The organism is Nocardia sp. NPDC051911, from assembly GCF_040681035.1.
Taxonomy (GTDB): domain Bacteria; phylum Actinomycetota; class Actinomycetes; order Mycobacteriales; family Mycobacteriaceae; genus Nocardia; species Nocardia sichangensis.
This window is the reverse complement of record NZ_JBFAXY010000008.1, coordinates 20,951-39,272: the sequence shown is the minus strand read 5'-3', so window position 1 is coordinate 39,272 and position 18,322 is coordinate 20,951. Positions and strand designations below refer to the sequence as shown.

Sequence of the window (18,322 nt, the reverse complement as noted above, 5' to 3'; positions counted from 1 at the left end):
TATATGATCGTATAGCATACGATCCCGTGGTGAGGCGGAATCCGACAACCCGCCTGTCGGTCGCATTGGATACATAATATATTCAGCATGGATGCGCGCCACCTCACCTGGACGGCGGATCGGCCGCACGTATCGCGAAAGGACACGACATGCCGGGCTTGTACTTCGAGGAACTCGAACCCGGGCTGGTCATCGATCACCCCACCCGCCGGACGGTCACCGAGGCCGACAACACCCTGTTCAGTGTCATGACCCTGAACCTGGCGCCGCTGCACCTGGACGCGGAGTACTCGAAGAAATCGATCTACGGTCAGCGCCTGGTGAACAGTCTGTTCATCCTGGGCTTGGTCTCGGGCATCACCGTCCCGGAGACCACCCAGGGCACCACCCTGGGCAACCTGGGCTTCGAGCAGATCAAGTTTCCCAAGCCGGTCTTCCACGGCGACACCATCCACGTGCAGACCAAGATCGAGGCCCGCCGGGAGTCCAAGAGCCGCGACGACTCCGGCATCGTGACCTTCCGCCACCTTGGCATCAACCAGCGCGACGAGATCGTCTGCGACGCCGTGCGCGTCGGTCTGATGCTCAAGCGCCCGGCCGAGCAGGCCTGAGAGGGAGTCCACCATGACCGACGACCAGCCGGCCTGGGTGCCCAGTGACGAGGCCCGCGAACGCAGCCGCCTGCTGGCGGCGATGCGCTCGTGGGGGCTGGACACCGATGCCACCGCGGTGACCGAACTCAACCGGCGTGCCATCGCCGACCCCGAATGGTTCTGGCGGGCGGCGGTAGCGGATCTCGAGGTCGAGTTCACCATGGCTTTCGAGCGGGTGCTCGACGAATCCGGCGGCACGCCGTTCCCCCGGTGGTTCCCCGGCGGACGCGTAAACGTCGCGCAGCTGACCGCGCACCGGCACGCGCGCGGGCCCGCCGCGGACCGGCTCGCGGTGGTCTACGAAGGCGACGAAGGCGCGCGCCGCACCTTGACCTTCGGCGAACTGGACACCGAGGTGCGCCGGTTCGCGGCGAACCTGGCCGCCCGTGGCGTGCGCCGCGGCGACCGGGTGCTGCTGTTCATGCCGGTGGTGCCCGAGGCGGCCGTGGCGTTCCTGGCCATCGCCATGCTCGGCGCGATCTCCGTGCCCACCTTCAGCGGCTACGCTCCCGACGCGCTGGCCACGCGCCTGCAGGACTCCGAGGCCGTGGTCGTGGTGACCGCCGACGGCACCACCCGGCGCGGAAAGACCGTGCCGCTCAAGGTCACTCTCGATGAGGCCCTGACTACCGCGCCTGCGGTGCGCTCGGTGGTGGTCGTGCGGCATCTGGGTTCGGACGTGCCGATGCGGGCCGGACGCGATGTCTACTACGACGAACTCGACCCGGCGCCCGCGCCGGTGGAGACCGCGCCCACCGAGGCGAACGATCCGCTGACCGTCGTCTACACCTCCGGCACCACCGGCCGCCCGAAGGGCATCGTGCACTCGCACGGCGGTTTCGCGGTGAAGACGGCGGTGGACTTCGGCTACGGCTTCGACGTGCACGCCGGGGACGTGGTCTCCTGGATCACCGATCTGGGCTGGCTGGTCGGGCCCATGCTGATGACCGGCCCGCTGCAGCTGGGCGCCACGATCGTCATGATCGAGGGCCTTCCGGTGCACCCCACGCCGAATCGCATGTGGGAGATCATCGATCGCAACGGGGTCACTGTCGCAGGCATCGCGCCCACCGCGGCGCGGGCGCTCAAGGCCGCGGGCGAACCGGTCACCCAGTCGCTGGAAACGTTGCGCGCCTTCGTCTCCACCGGCGAAGCCTGGGACGAGCCGACCTGGTGGTGGCTGTTCGAGGAGATCGGCGGGAAGAAGACGCCGATCGTCAACTACAGCGGTGGCACCGAGGTCGGCGGCGGTCTGCTCATCGGCTACCCGTTCCTGCCCGCCGCGGCGGCCGCGTTCAACGGCGCCCTGCCGGGCGTGGACACCGCGGTGTTCGGCGAGGACGGCGCACCGGTGACCGGCGAGATCGGGGAACTGGTGGTGCGCAACACCTTCCCTGGCATGACGCACGCCTTCTGGCAGGACCGCGAGCGCTACCTCGACACCTATTGGAATCGCTGGGACGGCGTCTGGGTGCACGGCGATCTCGCGAGCGTCGACGAGGCGGGCATGTGGCGCATCCACGGCCGGTCCGACGATACGCTCAAACTGTCCGGACGCCGGGTCGGTCCCGCCGAGATCGAGGCGGCGCTGCTGCGTGACAACCGGATCGCCGAGGTCGCCGTCATCGGCGTGCCCGACGAGCAGCGCGGCCAGCGCGCGGTCGCCTTCGCGGTGCTGCGCGCCGCCGGCGAGGCACCCGCCGACCTGCAGGAGACCGCCACCGCCAACGCGGGCCGCTCGTTCTCCCCGGCGGTGCACGTCGTCACCACGCTGCCGAAGACCAAGAACGGCAAGATCATGCGCCGCGCCATCCGCGCGCGCTTCCTCGGGGCGCCCATCGGCGACATGTCCGCCCTCGACCCCACCACCCCCCTCGACGCGATCCCCGTGTCCGTGGGCGACGAACAGGAGTAGTCCATGACGACCACCCCCGACACCGACGACAAGGTCGAGGTCGTCCGCCAGGCCACCCGCGAGCTGGCCCGCAAGTTCGACAACGACTACTGGCTCGACAAAGACCGCAAGCACGAATACCCCTGGGATTTCGTCAAAGCCTTCGCCGCGGGCGGCTGGCTGGGCGCGATGATCCCGGAGGAGTACGGCGGCATCGGCCTCGGCCTCGAGGAAGCCGCGGTCATGATGGCCGAGATCTCGGCCTCCGGCGCCGGCATGAGCGGCGGCTCGGCCATTCACTTCTATGTCTTCCCGCCCGCCCCGGTCGTGAAGTACGGCTCGGAGCAGATGAAGCGGGAATACCTGCCCAAGCTCGCCTCCGGCGAACTGCTCATGGCCTTCGGCGTCACCGAACCCACCGCCGGTGTGGACACCTCGCGCATCAAGACCAAGGCGACCAAGGTCGACGGCGGCTGGATCGTCAACGGGCAGAAAGTGTTCATCACCAACGCCCAGAACGCGCAGAAGATTTTGCTGCTGGCCCGCACCTCGCCGCGGCGCGAGGACAAGCCGCTGTGGGGCATGTCGCTGTTCCTGGCCGACATGGACCGCTCCAAGATCACCGTCCGCGAGATCGACAAGCTCGGGCGCGCCGCCATCGACACCAACGAGCTGTTCATCGACAATCTGGAAGTGTCCGACGACCGCCTCGTCGGTGAGGTCGACAAGGGCTTCTACTACCTGCTCGACGGGCTGAACCCCGAGCGCATCGTGGTCGGCATGGAGGGCATCGGCCTCGGCCGCGCCGCCCTCGAGATCGGCAGCGAATACGCCAAGAGCCGGGTCGTGTTCGACCGGCCGATCGGCCGGAACCAGGCCGTGGCGCATCCGCTGGCCGACTCCTGGATCCGCTTGGAGGCGGCCGAGGGAATGGCGTTGCGGGCGGCGAAACTCTTCGACGCGGGCCTGCCGTGCGGCCCCGAGGCCGCCGCGGCCAAGTACCTGGGCGCCGAGGCCGGGTTCGAGGCCTGTGACCGGGCGTTCTCCACCCTGGGTGGGTACGCCTACGCCAAGGAGTATCACATCGAGCGGCTGTGGCGGGAGGTGCGCCTGCTGCGTAACGCGCCGTTCTCCCAGGAGATGGTGCGCAACTACATCTCCCAGCAGGTTCTGGGCCTGCCCCGGTCGTACTAAGAGGAGCCGAACCGATGACGGGACCACTGGCGGGAGTGCGGGTCGTCGTGCTGGCGGGCATGGGCCCGGTGCCCTATGTGTCGATGCTGCTGGCCGACATGGGCGCCGACGTCGTGCGCGTCGTGCGGCCGCCGCACCGCTCCGCGCGGGCCCTGAGCCAGACCGACGGTCTCAGCGAGCAGACCGACGTCGTCAACCGCGGCGTCGGCTCGGTGGCCGTCGATCTCAAGGATCCGCAGGGACGCGAAGCCGTTCTGCGCCTCGCTTCTTCGGCCGACGTGTTCGTCGAGGGCTACCGCCCCGGCGTCACCGAACGGCTCGGGCTCGGCCCGGACGACGCGCTGGCCCGCAACCCCCGCCTGGTCTACGTCCGGCTCACCGGCTACGGCCAGACCGGGCCGCGCGCTCACGACGCCGGACACGACATCAACTATGTCGCCCAGTCCGGCGCCCTGCACGCGCTCGCCTCCGCCGGTGGCGCACCGCGGCCGCCGATCAATCTGCTCGGCGACTACGCCGGTGGTGGGGCGATCGGCGCGTTCGGGATCGCCTGCGCGCTGGTCGAGGCCACGCGCACGGGCCGGGGACAGGTGATCGACGCGGCGATGGTTGACGGTGTGGCGGTACTGACGGCCAAACTGCAGGGGCTGCGGGCGGCGGGGCTGTACTCCGACGAACCGGGCACCAACTTCCTGGACTCCGGAGCGCCGTTCTACGACACCTACCTGTGCGCCGACGGCCGTTACCTGGCCGTCGGCGCCCTCGAACCGGATTTCTACGCCGAGTTCGTCAGCCGTCTGGGTGTCGACAGCGCCGACTGGCCCGAGCAGGACGATCGCGCGCAGTGGCCGCGGCTGCGTGCGCTCATCGCCGAGGCGGTGGCCCGGCGCACCCGCGACGAGTGGGCGCGGATCTACCGGGGCACCGACGCCTGCGTCTCACCGGTGCTCACCTTCGACGAAGCCGCCGCCGACCCGCACAACGTGGAACGTGGTGTGTACACCCGGGTTTCGGGAGTTCTGCACCCGGCGCCCGCGCCGCGGTTCAGCGGGACGCCGACCCGCGCGCCCACTGTCCCGCCAGCGGGTCCGGATGACATCGCCGACATCCACGCCCGGTGGGAGACCGCCGCCACTCGCACCGACGCCGTGTCGGTCGGAGAATGAGAGGACAACAGTGACCGGTTACGAGGAATTCTCGGCGCTCCGGGTCGACCGCCCGGCGGAGGGCGTGCTGCGCATCGTGCTCGACGGACCGAACCTGAACGCGGTGGGCGCCGAAGCACATCGGCACCTGGCCGACATCTGGCCGGTCGTCGCGCTCGACGAATCCGTGCGCGCGGTGTTGATCCGCGGTGCGGGTGACCGGGCATTCTCCGCGGGCGGCAGCTTCGACCTGATCGACGACATGATCGGCGACTACGCCTCCCGCACCCGCGTCATGCGCGAAGCACGCGACCTGGTGCGCAACATCATCGAGGTGCCCCAGCCGATCATCTCCGCCATCAACGGCCCCGCGGTCGGCGCGGGTCTGGTGGCCGCGCTGCTGGCCGACATCTCGATCGCGGGCCGCAAGGCCAAGATCGTCGACGGGCACGTGCGCCTCGGTGTCGCCGCCGGTGATCACGCTGCCATCTGCTGGCCGCTGCTGACCTCCATGGCCAAGGCCAAGTACCACCTGCTCACCAACGAAGTGCTCACCGGAGAGGAAGCCGAGCGCATCGGCATGGTCTCGCTGTGTGTGGACGACGATCAGGTGCAGGACAAGGCTTTCGAGGTCGCGCAGAAGCTCGCCGCGGGGTCGCGCGCCGGTCTGCAGGGCACCAAGATGGCGCTCAACGGCTGGTACCGCCAGGCCATGCCGATCTTCGACGCGTCGCTGGGCCTGGAGTTCTACAACTTCGCCGGCCCCGATGTGATCGAGGGCGTCACCTCCCACCGGGAGAAGCGGGAGCCGAAGTTCTCATGAGCACTCCACGCGCGCACGGCCCACTGGCCGGTGTCACGGTGATCGGCCTCGAACAGGCCATCGCCGCCCCGCTGTGCACCCGCCACCTCGCCGACCTCGGCGCCCGCGTGATCAAGGTCGAACAGCCCGGCTACGGCGATTCGACCCGGCACTACGACACTGTCGTCGGCGGTCTGTCGGCGCATTTCACCTGGCTCAACCACGGCAAGGAATCCGCAGCCCTCGACCTGCGCGCTCCCGCCGACCTGGCCGTGCTGGAGAGCATGCTCGGCGTGGCCGACGTGCTGGTCAGCAATCTGGGTCCAGGTGCGCTGGACCGCCTCGGCCTCGGCGTGGACGAGTTGACCGCACGTTTCCCGCGCCTGATCGTGGTCGACATCTCCGGTTACGGTCGCGGCGGTCCCCTCGACCACAAGCGCGCCTACGACTTGCTGATCCAGGCCGAAGCGGGCTCGTGCTCGATCACCGGCACCCCGGGCCGCCCCGCCAAACCGGGAATTCCGGTGGCCGATATCGGAACCGCCCTCTACGCGTATTCGGCGATCCTGGCCGCGCTCTACGACCGCGAGCACACCGGCCGTGGCTCGGTGGTGCCGGTCGCGATGCTCGACGTGGTCTCGGAGATGATGGGCTTCGCGCTCAACCAGGTGCTGCACGCGGGCACCGAACCGGAGCCGGTCGGCATGGGCTCGCCGATGATCGCCCCCTACGGCGCTTACGCGACCGCCGACGGGCAGACCGCCGTGCTCGGTACCACCAGCGATCGCGAATGGCTGCGCCTCACCGATCTCATGGACACCCCGGAACTCGCCGCCGATCCGCGCTACGCGCACAACGACGACCGGGTCCGGCATCGCGACGAGCTGGACGCGATCGTCGGGCGGTGGTGCGCCCAGCGCACGCTCGCCGATATCCAATCCGCCGCCGACGCCGCCGGGATCGGCAACGCGCGCCTCAACGGGGTTCGCGAGCTCGCCGATCATCCTCAGCTGCGCGAACGCGGCCGCTGGCGTGAGGTCGGAACCCCGTCCGGCCCGGTGCCCGCGCTGCTGCCGCCGGGCCTGGCCCGGGACTGGCCCGCTGTGCACGGCGCCGTCCCCGCTCTCGGCGCGCACACCGAGGCGCTGCGGGCCGAATTCGCGCCTGTCGCGGGCACTTCCGCCGTCGCGCAACCATGACGCGCGAACTGAACCGAACCGAAAGAAGTGGTGACCGACGATGAGTCTCACAGCCGATGAACAGCAGATGGTCGACTTGGTCGCCGAATTCGTGGACCAGCGGGTGTCCGGGCGCGTCCGCGAGTTCGACGAGAACGACATCTATCCCGAGGAATTCATCGAGGAGATGAAGAAGCTGGGCTTCTTCGGCCTGCTCGCACCCGCCGACTACGGCGGCGTCGACGTTAGCACCGCCTGTTTCGCCCGCGTCACCGAGGAACTCGCCCGCGGCTGGATGAGCCTGGCAGGCGCCATCGGCGGCCACTCGGTGATCACCTACCTCATCAAGACCTTCGGCACCCAGGAGCAGAAGGACCGCTATCTGCCGAAGATGGCCGAGGGCGCCATCCGCGCCACCATGGCGCTGACCGAACCCGGTGGCGGGTCGGACCTGCAGGCCATGCGCACCACCGCCACCCGCGACGGGGAATCCTGGTCGATCACCGGATCCAAGACCTGGATCTCCAATGCCGCACACTCGGGCCTGATCGGGCTGCTGTGCGTCACCGACCGCGACGCGAAGCCCGCGCACAAGGGGATGAGTGTGATCCTGGTGGAACCAGGACCGGGATTGACCGTCTCGAAGAAGCTCCCCAAGCTCGGCTACCGCGGCGTCGAAGCGTGCGAGCTGGTGTTCGAAGGGCGTCGGGTCGGTGACGACGCGATCCTCGGCGGTGTGCCGAACCAGGGCTGGGCGCACATGATGCGCGGCCTCGAGGTCGGCCGCATCCAGGTCGCCTCCCGCGCGCTGGGCGTCGGGCAGGCCGCCTTGGAAGCCGCCGTGCGCTACGCCCAGGAACGGCAGTCCTTCGGCAAGCCGATCTGGAAACATCAGTCGATCGGCAACCTGCTGGCCGACATGGCCACCAAGCAGCGTGCCGCCCGTCTGCTCACCCTCGATGCCGCCGAGAAGCTCGACCGTGGCGAACGCGCCGACATGGAGGCGGGCATGGCCAAGCTCTATGCCTCCGAGACCGCCATGCAGATCGCTCTGGACGCCATCCGTGTGCACGGCGGCTACGGCTACTCCAAGGAGTACGACGTCGAGCGTTACTTCCGGGACGCGCCGCTGATGATCGTCGGTGAGGGCACCAACGAGATCCAGCGCAATGTCATCGCCGCACAGTTGATCGCCCGCAACGCGATCTGACCCGAATCGGAGTTTCCGACAATGACTTCCAGTCTCCGCCGTGCCGCGCTGGTCGCACCGTCCCGCACCGCGGTCGGCACCTTCGGTGGCGCGCTTCGTGACGTCCCGGTCGAGGATCTGGGCGCCACCGTGGTGAACGCCGTCGTCGAACGGTCCGGAGTCGACCCCGAACGCATCGATGACGTGGTGTTCGCCCAGTCCTACGCCAGCTCGGAGGTGCCCTGTGTCGGCCGGTGGCTGGCACTGCACGCCGGTCTGCCGATCGGCGTGCCCGGCATGCAGCTCGACCGCCGCTGTGGTGGCGGCCTGCAAGCCCTGGTCACCTCGGCGATGATGGTGCAGACCGGCGCCGCCGACGTCGTGCTCGCGGGAGGTGTCGAATCGATGAGCCGCATCGAGTACTACTCGACCGCCACCCGCTGGGGCGCACGCGCGGGCACCGTGCAGCTGTTCGACCGGCTCGACCGGGGTCGTGAGCGGTCCCAGCCCGAAGGCCGGTTCGGCAGGATCTCCGGGATGATCGAGACCGCCGAGAACCTCGCCGAGGACTACAACCTGATGCGCGAGGAAGCCGACGCCTATGCCGCCCGCAGCCACCAGCGCGCCGCCGCGGCCTGGGCCGAGGGCCGTTTCACCGACGAGGTCGTGCCGGTGCGGGTCCCGCAGCGCAAGGGCGACCCGGTCGTCTTCGCCACCGACGAGGGCATCCGGGCCGATTCGACCCCGCAGTCGCTGGCGAAACTGCGCACCATCACCCCCGGCGGCACCGTGACCGCAGGCAACTCCAGCCAGCAGAACGACGCCGCGGCGGGCATGCTCGTGGTCGCCGAGGACCAGCTCGACGTGCTGGGCCTCGAACCGATCGGCTATCTGACCGGTTGGGCGGCCGCCGGCTGCGACCCCTCCCGCATGGGCATCGGGCCGGTGCCCGCCGTGGCGAAACTGGCCGCGCGGCAGGGCTCCGACACCGTGTCGCTGCTCGACACCATGGACCTCGTCGAGCTGAACGAGGCGTTCGCGGTCCAAGTGCTGGCGGTGCTGGAGGGCTGGGGCTGGCGTGAGCACGACAAGCTCAACGTCAACGGCTCCGGCATCTCCCTGGGACACCCGATCGGCGCCACGGGCGCCCGCATGGTGACCACCCTGCTGCACGAGCTGAAACGGCGTGGCGGCGGCCGTGGCCTGGCCACCATGTGCATCGGTGGCGGGCAGGGGCTCGCCGCCACCTTCGAGACTGCCTGAAAGACCCACTCGGGTAAGACGAGCCGGGCCCCGGTCGATCGAACAGGTCGGCCGGGGCCCGACTCCGTGGTAAGGCAGAGCTTTCGGAATCCGGACACAGCAACGGGCCGGGACGGACACGATCGAAGTCCGACTCCCCCTCGGGTACTTCGATCGCCGGTTCTCCGTCCCGGCCCGGCCGGGACGCCGTGTCCGGGATGACGGCAGACCCCGGATACGGCGCCGGTTCTAGGGACGCAGCAGGGCTGCGAATTCGGCGACCGGCAGATCCGGGTCGCTCGCGGTGATCGACTTCAGCAGGGCCTCGCTGCGCTCGGTGCCCATGGCGACCGAAGTCAGATCACGGAACTTGGCGTCGAGGTCGTCGGCCGACATCGGGTTCTCGGCGGTGCCGAGGGGATTGTCGACGAAGACGTGCTCGCGGGAGCCGTCGTCGTAGGTGGCGGTGATGTCGGCGATCCAGCGGCCGGGATAGGCGGCGTCGAGCTCGGTGTCGACCTCGATGCGCACCCGGCGGGCCATCTCGGCCACCGCGCTGTCCGGACCCAGGTCCAGCGCACCGGACAGGTAGTCGTGGTGGACGCGGAAACCGTTGCCGTGCCCGGTGATCGCGAGCGCGAACTGGAACGGCAGGCTGTATTGCAGGTGCTCGATGATCCGCGGGGCGTAGGCGTTGGCGTTCTGGTTGCCGATGATCACATCGCCGCCGGACTGGATGCCGAGCCGGATGGCGGTCACCGCACCGGCTTTCGCCGCCAGCTGCCGGGCGCCGTCGATGTAGGCGTGGTTGATACCGCAGCAGCAGTAGGGCTTGATCCAGAGCCGGGTGATCTCGAACGGGGCGTCCGGCGCGAACAGCTGCGCGGCGTTCTCGGCCACCGGCCGCCCGACGTAGCTGCGGTAGAAGCCCTTCCGGCCGGTGAGGAAGGTGGTGGGACCGGTGATCCCGGCCGCCGCCATCTCCGCGGCGCGGATGCCGTTGCGGGTGCCGATGCCGGCGTGCAGGCGCTTGACCGAACCGCCCGAGGAGGTGTACTCGGTGGTGCCCGCGCTGTGGCTCATCGCGATCGACAAGGCGTGCACGGTTGTCTCGGCGTCGAATCCACGCATCTTGGCCACGACCGCCGCGGCGCCGAACGCCGACAGCAGTCCGTGCGGATGGAAACCGCGCTCCAGAAGTTCCGGCGCGGCCAGGATGCCGATGCGCGTGTAAACCTCGTAACCGGCCACGATACCGGTGATCACCTCGCGCAGGGTCGCTCCCATTTCCTCGCCGACCGCCAGCGCGGCCGAAACAACCGTGCTGCCGGGATGACTGGAGCTAGAGCGGTGCGCGTCGTCGTATTCGAAGCCGTGCCCATAAGTGGCATTGACGAACGCGGCGTCGGCGGCGCTCATCGTGTGCGCGGAGCCGGTGACGTGCGCCGCGCCGGGCGCGTGCGAGGCCAGGGTCAGCTCGAGTACGGCCCGGCTCCACGGCAGTGCCGCGCAGCCGATCTGCACCGCCAGTTGGTCCTGCATCAGCCGCCGGGCTCCGTCGAGCGCCGCGGCGGGAATCGAGTCGTAGTCCAGCTCGGTGACCAGCCGGGCGACGGCGGACTCGAGCGGGGGAGTGGTCGACATGGGTAACCTTTCGCGTGGGATCAGCCGAGCGTGTCCAGCAGCGCCGGGGGCAGGCCGTAGGACTTCGGTTCCACGTAGGCGTCGAAGCCCTCCAGGCCGGCTTCACGGCCGATGCCGCTGTTCTTGAAACCGCCGATGGGGGCGAAGAATCCGGCCGGGGTGCCGTTGATTTCGACGGTTCCGGTCCGGATGCGGCGGGCCACCGACAGGGCGCGCGCCGGGTCGGCGGCGAACACCGATCCGTTGAGGCCGTAGGGCGAGTTGTTGGCGATGGCGATCGCTTCGTCCTCGGTGTCGAAGGTGTGCACGGTCAATACCGGGCCGAACACCTCCTCCTGGGCGATGCGGGCGTCGGGGTCGACATCGGCGAACACGGTCGGCTGTACATACCAGCCGCGTTCCAGCCCGTCGGGGCGCCCGCCGCCGACCAGGATCTCGGTGCCTTCGGCCTTCGCCGCGGCCACGAAATACTCGACACGTTCGCGCTGCGCGGCGCTGACCAGCGGGCCGATCTCGGTGGCCGGATCGAACGGATCACCCACCGGCGTCGAGCCGATCATGTCGCGCAGCCGGTCGTAGAGATCGTCGCGCAGCGAGCGGGCGACCACGATGCGGGTCTTGTTGCTGCACACCTGTCCGCTGTTGCGCAGGGACAGGGCTCGGATGACCGGCACCACGGCGTCCAGATCGGCGTCATCGAGCAGCACCGCGGCGGACTTGCCGCCCAGCTCCAGGGTCACCCGGCGCAGATCCTGCCCGCAGATCGCGGCGATTCGGCGGCCCGCCGCGGTGGACCCGGTGAAGGAGACCTTGTCCACGCCCGGATGCCGGACCAAGTGCTCGCTGACCTCGCGACCGGCCACCACCACGTTCAGCACGCCGTCGGGCAGACCGGCCTCGGCGAAGATCTCCGCCAGCAGGTAGGCCGACAGCGCGGTCTCCGGCGACGGCTTGAGGATCGCGGTGCAACCGGCCAGCAGCGCGGGCGCGAGCTTGATGATCGCGATCTGCAGCGGCGCGTTCCACGGAACGATCGCGGCGACCACGCCGACCGGCTCTCTGGTGACCAAGGCGTTGCCGGTCACGGAGCGACGGACATCGCTCCACGAGTACCGCGGGGCGAGCTCGAGGAAGGCGTCGAGCAGCATCCGCGTGCCCATCGACTGCATCCGCGTGGACAGAGTGATCGGGCACCCCATTTCGGCGCTGATGAGCCGGGCGACCTCGTCCTGGCGAGCGGCCAGTGCCTCGCTCACCCGGGTGAGCACCGCGATGCGCTCACTCAGGTCCGAGCGTGGCCACGGACCGGAGTCGAAGGCGGTCCTGGCGGCGGCGACAGCGGCATCGATGTCGGCGACCGAACCCTCGGCGACCCGGGCCAGCACCTCCTCGGTGGCCGGCGAGACCACAGCGAACCGGTCCTCGGTCGCGGGGGTCACCCATGCGCCGCCGATGAACACCTTGTCGTACTGCCCCTGCCGGACGTCCGTCGGCACAGTCATGGGTAGCTCCTCGCTCACGATCGCGGCGTTCCCGGTGCGGTGTCGGCCCCGGCCGCCGGTGTCTCCGGGCCGCGGTGCAGAGTGCCCGTCGTGATCCCGGTCATACAAACTATATAATATTGAATCGCTGAGACCAAGATTTCGTTGCGCTCGGGCCACTCGATGCCCTAGGCATGCCTACTGCCACGTGCCGATATCGGTCGCACCGAGGTGACCGGAGACAACTCCGGGTGCGGCGACAATATATAATATGAACAGACTGACCACAGGAGGCAGGCAATGCAGCACAAGCCGCTCGATGGTATCCGGATCCTCGAGATCGGTGGATACATCTCCCTTCCCTTCGGCACGTCGATGCTGTGCGCACTCGGTGCCGAGGTCGTGAAGGTGGAGCGGCCGGTCGTGGGCGAGGACTTCCGCCGTCATCAGAACGACGGCAGTCCCTATTTCCGGCAGTACAACACGGGCAAGCGCAGCCTCGCCGTCGACCTCAAGCGCCCCGAGGGCGTGGCCCTGGTCAAGGCGCTGATCCCGCGATTCGACGTGGTGCTGGAGAACATGCGGCCGGGCAAGCTCGCCGCCCTGGGTCTCGGCCCAGAGGTCTGCCGGGAGTTGCGGGAAGACCTGGTCTACGGGTCGGTCACCGGCTTCGGCGCCGGTGGCCCGCTGGCCGACCGGCCCGCCTACGACACCATCGGCATGGCCTTCGGCGGCATGTACTCGCTGTTCGGCGACGAGGGCCACCCGCAGCTGACGGGTGGCCTGAGCGCCGACCTGGTGACCGGCCTGACGACGACGGCGGGCGTGCTCGCCGCTCTGGTCGGCCGATTGCGGACCGGCGCGGGCCAGCACCTGGAGACCTCGATCATGGAGGCGGTGAGCGTCCTGACCGCCGACGGCATCACCCAGTCCTTCGAACTCGGCGCCGACCCGACCCGGGAGAGCAGGCACCCGCAGGCCCAGAACTTCTGTGTCCGCACCGCTTCGGGGGAATCCCTGGCCATCCACCTGTCGTCGTCGCAGAAGTTCTGGCACTCGTTGTGCCGGGCCATGGACCGTCTCGATCTCACCGAGGATCCGCGCTTCGCCGAATACCGCCCGCGCGAGGCGCACTACTTCGAACTGGTCAAGGTCGTCGAGGCGGAGTTCGAGCGTCGCACCTTCGACGACTGGGAACGGGTGCTGACCGAACACGATGTGCCTTTCGCTCCGGTGCTGTCGATGAGCGGTTACGTCGGTCATGAGCAGACCCGCTGGTTGGGGATGGTGGAGCCGCAGGCCGACGCCCTGGCGTTGCTGCGCCCGCCGTGGCGGTTCGACGGCGAGCGCCCCGACCGTCCCGGCGTGGCGCCGCGCGTCGGCGCCGACACGCGATCGGTGGCAGGGGAAGTGCTCTCCGGTGATCAGATCGACGACCTCGTGGCAGGCGGCGTCCTGTTCATTGAGGACTGAGCCGTGGTGGACCGGTCGGCCGCACTGCTCAGTGTCCGGGCGTGACCACCAACTGTCACAGTGACAGCGCCGCCCCGGGCCCGGGGATCCGGAACCGGGGCGGCGCTTTTCGCGTTTTGCGTGATCAATCCCCGAGCACGCCCGCACGGCGCAGCCGGTTCAGCTCGGCGGTATCCAGGCCCAGGACATCGGCGAACACTTGCTCGGTGTCCGCGCCCAGGGCCGAGGCGATGCCCACGGGTCCGTAGGCGCCGTTCTCGCGAATCGGGTTGTGCGCGGAGATGATCGGGCCGATACCGGGCTGGTCGACGGAGGCCAGCACCTCGGAACCGGTGCCGTCCTCGAAATCGGCGACCACGTCACTCATCCGCCGGTAACGGCTCCACAGCACCCCGGCCTCGGTGAGCGCGGCGGCGGCCGCAGCGACGGAACGCGCGCCGAACCACGGTCGCATGACCGCGGCGATCGTCTCCCGGTGGGTGTAGCGCTCGGCCTCGTCGGTGAAGTCCGCACCGAGGGACTCCTCCAACGCGGCAAGTACTTTCGTGGTCCCGGTCGCGGAACCCAGCGCGGCCCACTGGCGCGGTGTGAGCGCCACGATCATGACCCGTTCGGCGTCGGCGGTGACGAAGTCCGCACCGAAGGTGCCGTAGACGAAATTGCCGTGCCGCGGCCGGTCCCCGCGTTCGCGAACCTCGCTGAGCCAGCCCAGGTTCGCCACGCCCGCGAGGGCGACGTCGGCCAACGCGATCCGCAGATCGGCGCCCGCACCGGTGCGCTCGCGCCGGTGCAGCGCGGCCAGCAGCGCGGTGGTGGCGGTCGTCCCCGCCAGGAAGTCCCAGGCGGGCAGCACATGATTGACCGGAGTGCGGGTATCGGCGGGGCCCGTCAGGTCGGTCACGCCGACCTCGGTGTTCACCGTGTAGTCCACTGCCGGGCCCCCGTCGGCCTGGCCGCCGATGTGCACCTTGATGACATCGGCGCGGCGGGCGGCCAGCGCCTCGTAGGAGAACCACGGGCGGCCCACCGCGTTGTCGACGACCAGTCCCGCGTCCGCGCCCGGCGCGGTGGCCAGCGCCAGCACGAGTTCGCGGCCCTCGGGACTGCGCACGTCGAGCGCGACCGACTGCTTGCCTCGGTTGAGCGAGTTCCAGTACAGACTCTCGCCGGTGGCGCGCGCGACCGGCCAGCGCCGGTAGTCCGGGCCGCCGCCGAGCGGATCGATCCGGATGACCTGGGCGCCGAGCTGGGCCAGGGTCATGCCCGCCGAGGGTCCCGCGACGAAGCTGGCGAATTCGACGACCCGCAGGCCCGCCAGCGGCTGCCCGCTCATGCGCCTGCCTGCCGTGCGGCAGGAAGAGCGGAGGGCTCGTTGGTGACTGGCTGCGGTGTCAAACGCTCACTCCTTCATAGGAAATTTCCGAGATTATATATTATGTTCCATTACGGCCGGTCATCCGGTGTGGCGGCACCGGTCCCCGCCAGCCGCACGGCAGGCCGCAGGTGGCGATGACCTCGCGATGGATCGAGCCATCGGCGAAGTGGTGGGTGTAGAGGTGCGCCGAGGCGGGGTAGTCGCAGGCTGCGCAGCGGCCGAAATAGTCGAGTATCTCGGTGACTTGGGTGTGGGGCTCGGGCACGATGGTCGCTTCCGGGACGAGCGGACGGTGGCGCGGGGTGGGAGGAAACAGCGGCAGGCGCCTCAGGCGGGGCGGTGTTCGGTGGTGTCGCGCGTGGATATCGGCGCCGACCAGGAACCCAGGATGCGCAGCTTCTCGTGCGAGGTGGTGCCCGGATCGGCCGACCACAGCACCAGCTGCTGGTCGGTGTCGCCGGTGTCGCGGAAGGTGTCCCAGTTCAGCGTGAGGTCGCCGACGGCGGGATGGTGCAGGGTCTTGGTGCCGAACTCCTGGCGCGCGACGTGCCGTGCCGCCCACCACTGCCGGAACTGTGAGTCGGCGATCGACAGCTCGCCCACCAGTGCGGTCAGCTGGGGATCGGTCGGATTGACGGCCGCGTCCATGCGCAGGATCGCGACACAGGTCCGCGCGACCGATTCCCAGTCCGCATAGAGCTCGCGCATGGCCGGGTCGGTGAAGACCATGTGCACGTAGTTCCGCTTGCGCGCGGGCATCCCGCCGAAATCGGTGATCAGCGCCGCGGCCAGGTCGTTCCACGCCAGGATGTCGAGATACCGGCCGAACACCAGGGCGGGGGTATCGGTGAGCTGATCGAGCAGCCGCTGTAGCTGCGGGCGCACCGGCTTGGCCTGCCGCCGGGCGGGCGCACGTCGTTCGGAACGGCGGGCCAGGCTTTCGACGTACTCACGCTGGTCGGGGTTCAGGCGCAGCGCGCGCACCAGCGCGTCGAGCACGGGCTCGGACGGGGCGAGCCGGCCCTGCTCGATCCGGGTGTAGTAGTCGTGGCTGATCGCGACCAGATCGGCGACCTCCTCGCGCCGCAGGCCGCTGACCCGGCGGGGGGTGGCGCTGTGCACCGACAGGCCGACGTCGTCGGGGGTGAGCTCGCCGCGGCGGGCCTTGAGGAAGCCGCCCAGCTCGCGGAGGTGAGGTGCCTTCTCCGTCATGTCACCACGCTATGCCCGGCGAGACGCCGCCGCCTGGGACAAAACCTTCCCAGGCTCCCGGTAGCGCCGATCTGCGCGTTCTCGACACCGACTCCAGCGCACTGTATAAAATATGTTGCTTCAGTCACAGCTCGGATCGTCGGACGAGGACGTCTCGGCGTCGAGACAGGGTGGTATCGCGTGCACACAGTTTCGCCTCAGGCCTCCGAGGAACGGGTCCATCCGGACATCGCGTCGTCCTGGCGCCGGTCCCGGCTCAACGGATTACGGCGCGACGCGACTCCACGTCTGACGCCCGGGCCGGTCGCGACCGACAGCGGTCTGCTCCGGGCGGCGCGGCCGGTGCTCGGCCGCACACTGGGGGAGATCGAGGGCAGCCGGGTCGCCTTGGTGCTGGCCGATCACGCTGCCTGCATCCTCGAGGTCGACGGCGCGCTGCGCGCCGTGAGCCGCTCCATCGAAGCGGTGGGCATCGTGCCCGGGGTGCGGCTGAGCGAGGACCGGATCGGCACCAATGCCATGGGCACCCCGCTCGAGACGCGGCGCAGTCTGCTGGTGCGCGGCGAGGAACATTTTCTGTCGGCCTTCCGCGCCTTCACCTGTTACGGGCACCCCATCGTCCATCCGGTGACCCGCCGGCTCGAAGGCGTCCTCGGCATCGGTGGCGAGTTCGACGAGGATCACCGCCTGTCGGCGCCTTTGGCCCGCCGCATCGTCCGCGACATCGAGGACCGCCTGCAGCAGGACTCGCCTCGGGTACAGAGCCGGTTGATGAGCGCCTTCCGGGCGGCCGCGGGCCGCCGCGGCCGTTCGGTGGTGGTGGTCGGTGAGGGGCTGGTACTGGCGACCCCCTCGGCGCTGGATCTGCTGACACCGGCCGACCACGCCGCGGTGCGGGCCTGCGCGGAGAGTCTTCGTCCCGGCGCCGAGGAGTCCCACCGGCTCACCCTGGCCTCGGGCCGGGAGGTCGTGCTGACGTGCGCTCCGATCGAGGACACCCAGGGAGTGCTGGTCGACATCTGCGACGAACGCCGCGCGCGTCGCGGCGTCGCGGAACGGGTCGCGCGCTGGCCCCTGCTGGTGGTGGGCGAATCCGGCACCGGGCGCACCACGGAGGCGCTCGGCGTGGCGGGCCCCGCCGCGACGGTGCTGGACGCGACCGAGATCGTCCTCGTCGGCGAGCAGGCCTGGGCGACGGAACTCGGTGCCGCGCTGGACATTCCGGGACCACCGGTGGTGGTCGAGAGCATCGAGCTGCTGTCCGCGCCGCTCACCGCGTTGCTGGCTCGTGCCCTGCGCCGGACGCCGCGTCAGGTCGCGCTGACCACCACACCCGGCGACCACCTCGACGAGGTGCACGCCGCGCTGTCCGCCTTGTGCACCGACCGGGTCGACCTGCTGCCCCTGCGGCGGCGCAGGCACGAGATCCCGCAGCTGGCCCAGCGCATGCTCGCCGAAGTGACCGGCCACAACCGGACCCGCTTCACCTCCGATACCCTGCGGATCCTGGCCGGGCAACCGTGGCGGGGCAATTTCACCGAGCTGCGCCGGGTGGTCGAGGCCGCCGCGGCGGCGCGCTCGGCCGGGGACATCATCCCCACCGACCTGCCCGCGTCGCACCGCTCGGCTCAGGTTCCCGGCTCGCCGTTCCTCGAAGCCGAACGGGAGATCATCGTCGCGGCCATCGAGGCGGCGGGTGGCAACAAACTGCAGGCCGCGCGGGCACTCGGGGTGAGCCGGTCGACCTTGTACAACCGCATGCGGGCGCTGCGCATCGCGTGAGGTGGGTCCCGGCCGGCGGGAATCCCGGCCGGGAAAACCGCGGGCGCACGGTGTCGTG

General features: G+C 69.7%; 15 protein-coding genes. 10 read left to right on the top strand and 5 right to left on the bottom strand.

The genetic code is table 11. The features are described 5' to 3' along the window. The first annotated feature begins 149 nt into the window (after window positions 1–149). From AB0L97_RS12000 to AB0L97_RS11965, 8 genes are read left to right on the top strand one after another with little or no spacing between them, the layout of a single operon-like run. On the top strand, window positions 150–611 hold the full coding sequence (locus AB0L97_RS12000) for a MaoC family dehydratase (RefSeq protein ID WP_067810351.1): 462 nt from the start codon (window positions 150–152) through the stop codon (window positions 609–611). A 13-nt stretch (window positions 612–624) separates the two neighbouring features. Next, a complete protein-coding gene (locus tag AB0L97_RS11995) occupies window positions 625–2,568 on the top strand; it encodes an AMP-binding protein (protein ID WP_364428074.1) in 1,944 nt (647 codons plus the stop codon). A gap of 3 nt (window positions 2,569–2,571) precedes the next feature. Then, window positions 2,572–3,741, top strand: coding sequence for an acyl-CoA dehydrogenase family protein (locus AB0L97_RS11990; RefSeq protein ID WP_067810348.1), 1,170 nt, complete (start codon window positions 2,572–2,574; stop codon window positions 3,739–3,741). A gap of 14 nt (window positions 3,742–3,755) precedes the next feature. Then, a complete protein-coding gene (locus AB0L97_RS11985) occupies window positions 3,756–4,907 on the top strand; it encodes a CaiB/BaiF CoA-transferase family protein (RefSeq protein ID WP_364428070.1) in 1,152 nt (383 codons plus the stop codon). A 10-nt stretch (window positions 4,908–4,917) separates the two neighbouring features. After that, window positions 4,918–5,709, top strand: a complete 792-nt coding sequence (locus AB0L97_RS11980) for an enoyl-CoA hydratase/isomerase family protein (RefSeq protein ID WP_067810345.1) — start codon at window positions 4,918–4,920, stop codon at window positions 5,707–5,709. Then, window positions 5,706–6,887, top strand: coding sequence for a CaiB/BaiF CoA-transferase family protein (locus AB0L97_RS11975; RefSeq protein WP_364428066.1), 1,182 nt, complete (start codon window positions 5,706–5,708; stop codon window positions 6,885–6,887). Before AB0L97_RS11980 ends, AB0L97_RS11975 begins: the two co-directional genes overlap by 4 nt. Window positions 6,888–6,927: 40 nt before the next feature. Then, the gene (locus AB0L97_RS11970; RefSeq protein ID WP_364428063.1) at window positions 6,928–8,076 is read left to right on the top strand and encodes an acyl-CoA dehydrogenase family protein; all 1,149 of its coding nucleotides are present in this window, start codon (window positions 6,928–6,930) and stop codon (window positions 8,074–8,076) included. 21 nt (window positions 8,077–8,097) lie between these two features. Then, complete coding sequence (locus tag AB0L97_RS11965; RefSeq protein WP_067810334.1) at window positions 8,098–9,318, top strand: acetyl-CoA C-acetyltransferase; 1,221 nt, start codon at window positions 8,098–8,100, stop codon at window positions 9,316–9,318. A gap of 228 nt (window positions 9,319–9,546) precedes the next feature. On the opposite strand, the gene AB0L97_RS11960 is transcribed toward AB0L97_RS11965, so the two are convergent. Next, complete coding sequence (locus tag AB0L97_RS11960) at window positions 9,547–10,941, bottom strand: MmgE/PrpD family protein (protein WP_364428059.1); 1,395 nt, start codon at window positions 10,939–10,941, stop codon at window positions 9,547–9,549. Window positions 10,942–10,961: 20 nt separating this feature from the next. Then, window positions 10,962–12,443 carry an aldehyde dehydrogenase gene (locus tag AB0L97_RS11955; protein WP_364428056.1) on the bottom strand — a complete coding sequence of 494 codons (1,482 nt, stop codon included), beginning with the start codon at window positions 12,441–12,443 and terminating at the stop codon, window positions 10,962–10,964. 279 nt (window positions 12,444–12,722) lie between these two features. Between AB0L97_RS11955 and AB0L97_RS11950 the strand changes: the two genes are divergently transcribed. Beyond that, on the top strand, window positions 12,723–13,895 hold the full coding sequence (locus AB0L97_RS11950; RefSeq protein WP_364428053.1) for a CaiB/BaiF CoA-transferase family protein: 1,173 nt from the start codon (window positions 12,723–12,725) through the stop codon (window positions 13,893–13,895). A 124-nt stretch (window positions 13,896–14,019) separates the two neighbouring features. On the opposite strand, the gene AB0L97_RS11945 is transcribed toward AB0L97_RS11950, so the two are convergent. The 3 genes from AB0L97_RS11945 to AB0L97_RS11935 form a co-directional block, all read right to left on the bottom strand. After that, complete coding sequence (locus tag AB0L97_RS11945; protein WP_364428050.1) at window positions 14,020–15,228, bottom strand: CoA transferase; 1,209 nt, start codon at window positions 15,226–15,228, stop codon at window positions 14,020–14,022. Between the two features lie 100 nt (window positions 15,229–15,328). Continuing rightward, window positions 15,329–15,535, bottom strand: coding sequence for a hypothetical protein (locus tag AB0L97_RS11940; protein ID WP_364428047.1), 207 nt, complete (start codon window positions 15,533–15,535; stop codon window positions 15,329–15,331). A 62-nt stretch (window positions 15,536–15,597) separates the two neighbouring features. After that, the gene (locus AB0L97_RS11935) at window positions 15,598–16,482 is read right to left on the bottom strand and encodes a helix-turn-helix transcriptional regulator (protein ID WP_364428044.1); all 885 of its coding nucleotides are present in this window, start codon (window positions 16,480–16,482) and stop codon (window positions 15,598–15,600) included. Window positions 16,483–16,662: 180 nt separating this feature from the next. On the opposite strand from AB0L97_RS11935, the gene AB0L97_RS11930 reads away from it, so the two are divergent. Then, entirely contained in the window at window positions 16,663–18,264 is a 1,602-nt protein-coding gene (locus AB0L97_RS11930; protein ID WP_364428041.1) for a helix-turn-helix domain-containing protein, read from the top strand. Window positions 18,265–18,322: the final 58 nt, after the last annotated feature.

Coding starts and splice junctions, on each gene's coding strand:
- AB0L97_RS11995 (WP_364428074.1), top strand. CDS start 625: ATGACCGACGACCAGCCGGCCTGGGTGCCCAGTGACGAGGCCCGCGAA.
- AB0L97_RS11990 (WP_067810348.1), top strand. CDS start 2,572: ATGACGACCACCCCCGACACCGACGACAAGGTCGAGGTCGTCCGCCAG.
- AB0L97_RS11945 (WP_364428050.1), bottom strand. CDS start 15,228: ATGAGCGGGCAGCCGCTGGCGGGCCTGCGGGTCGTCGAATTCGCCAGC.
- AB0L97_RS11955 (WP_364428056.1), bottom strand. CDS start 12,443: ATGACTGTGCCGACGGACGTCCGGCAGGGGCAGTACGACAAGGTGTTC.
- AB0L97_RS11935 (WP_364428044.1), bottom strand. CDS start 16,482: ATGACGGAGAAGGCACCTCACCTCCGCGAGCTGGGCGGCTTCCTCAAG.
- AB0L97_RS11960 (WP_364428059.1), bottom strand. CDS start 10,941: ATGTCGACCACTCCCCCGCTCGAGTCCGCCGTCGCCCGGCTGGTCACC.
- AB0L97_RS11950 (WP_364428053.1), top strand. CDS start 12,723: ATGCAGCACAAGCCGCTCGATGGTATCCGGATCCTCGAGATCGGTGGA.
- AB0L97_RS12000 (WP_067810351.1), top strand. CDS start 150: ATGCCGGGCTTGTACTTCGAGGAACTCGAACCCGGGCTGGTCATCGAT.
- AB0L97_RS11985 (WP_364428070.1), top strand. CDS start 3,756: ATGACGGGACCACTGGCGGGAGTGCGGGTCGTCGTGCTGGCGGGCATG.
- AB0L97_RS11965 (WP_067810334.1), top strand. CDS start 8,098: ATGACTTCCAGTCTCCGCCGTGCCGCGCTGGTCGCACCGTCCCGCACC.
- AB0L97_RS11970 (WP_364428063.1), top strand. CDS start 6,928: ATGAGTCTCACAGCCGATGAACAGCAGATGGTCGACTTGGTCGCCGAA.
- AB0L97_RS11975 (WP_364428066.1), top strand. CDS start 5,706: ATGAGCACTCCACGCGCGCACGGCCCACTGGCCGGTGTCACGGTGATC.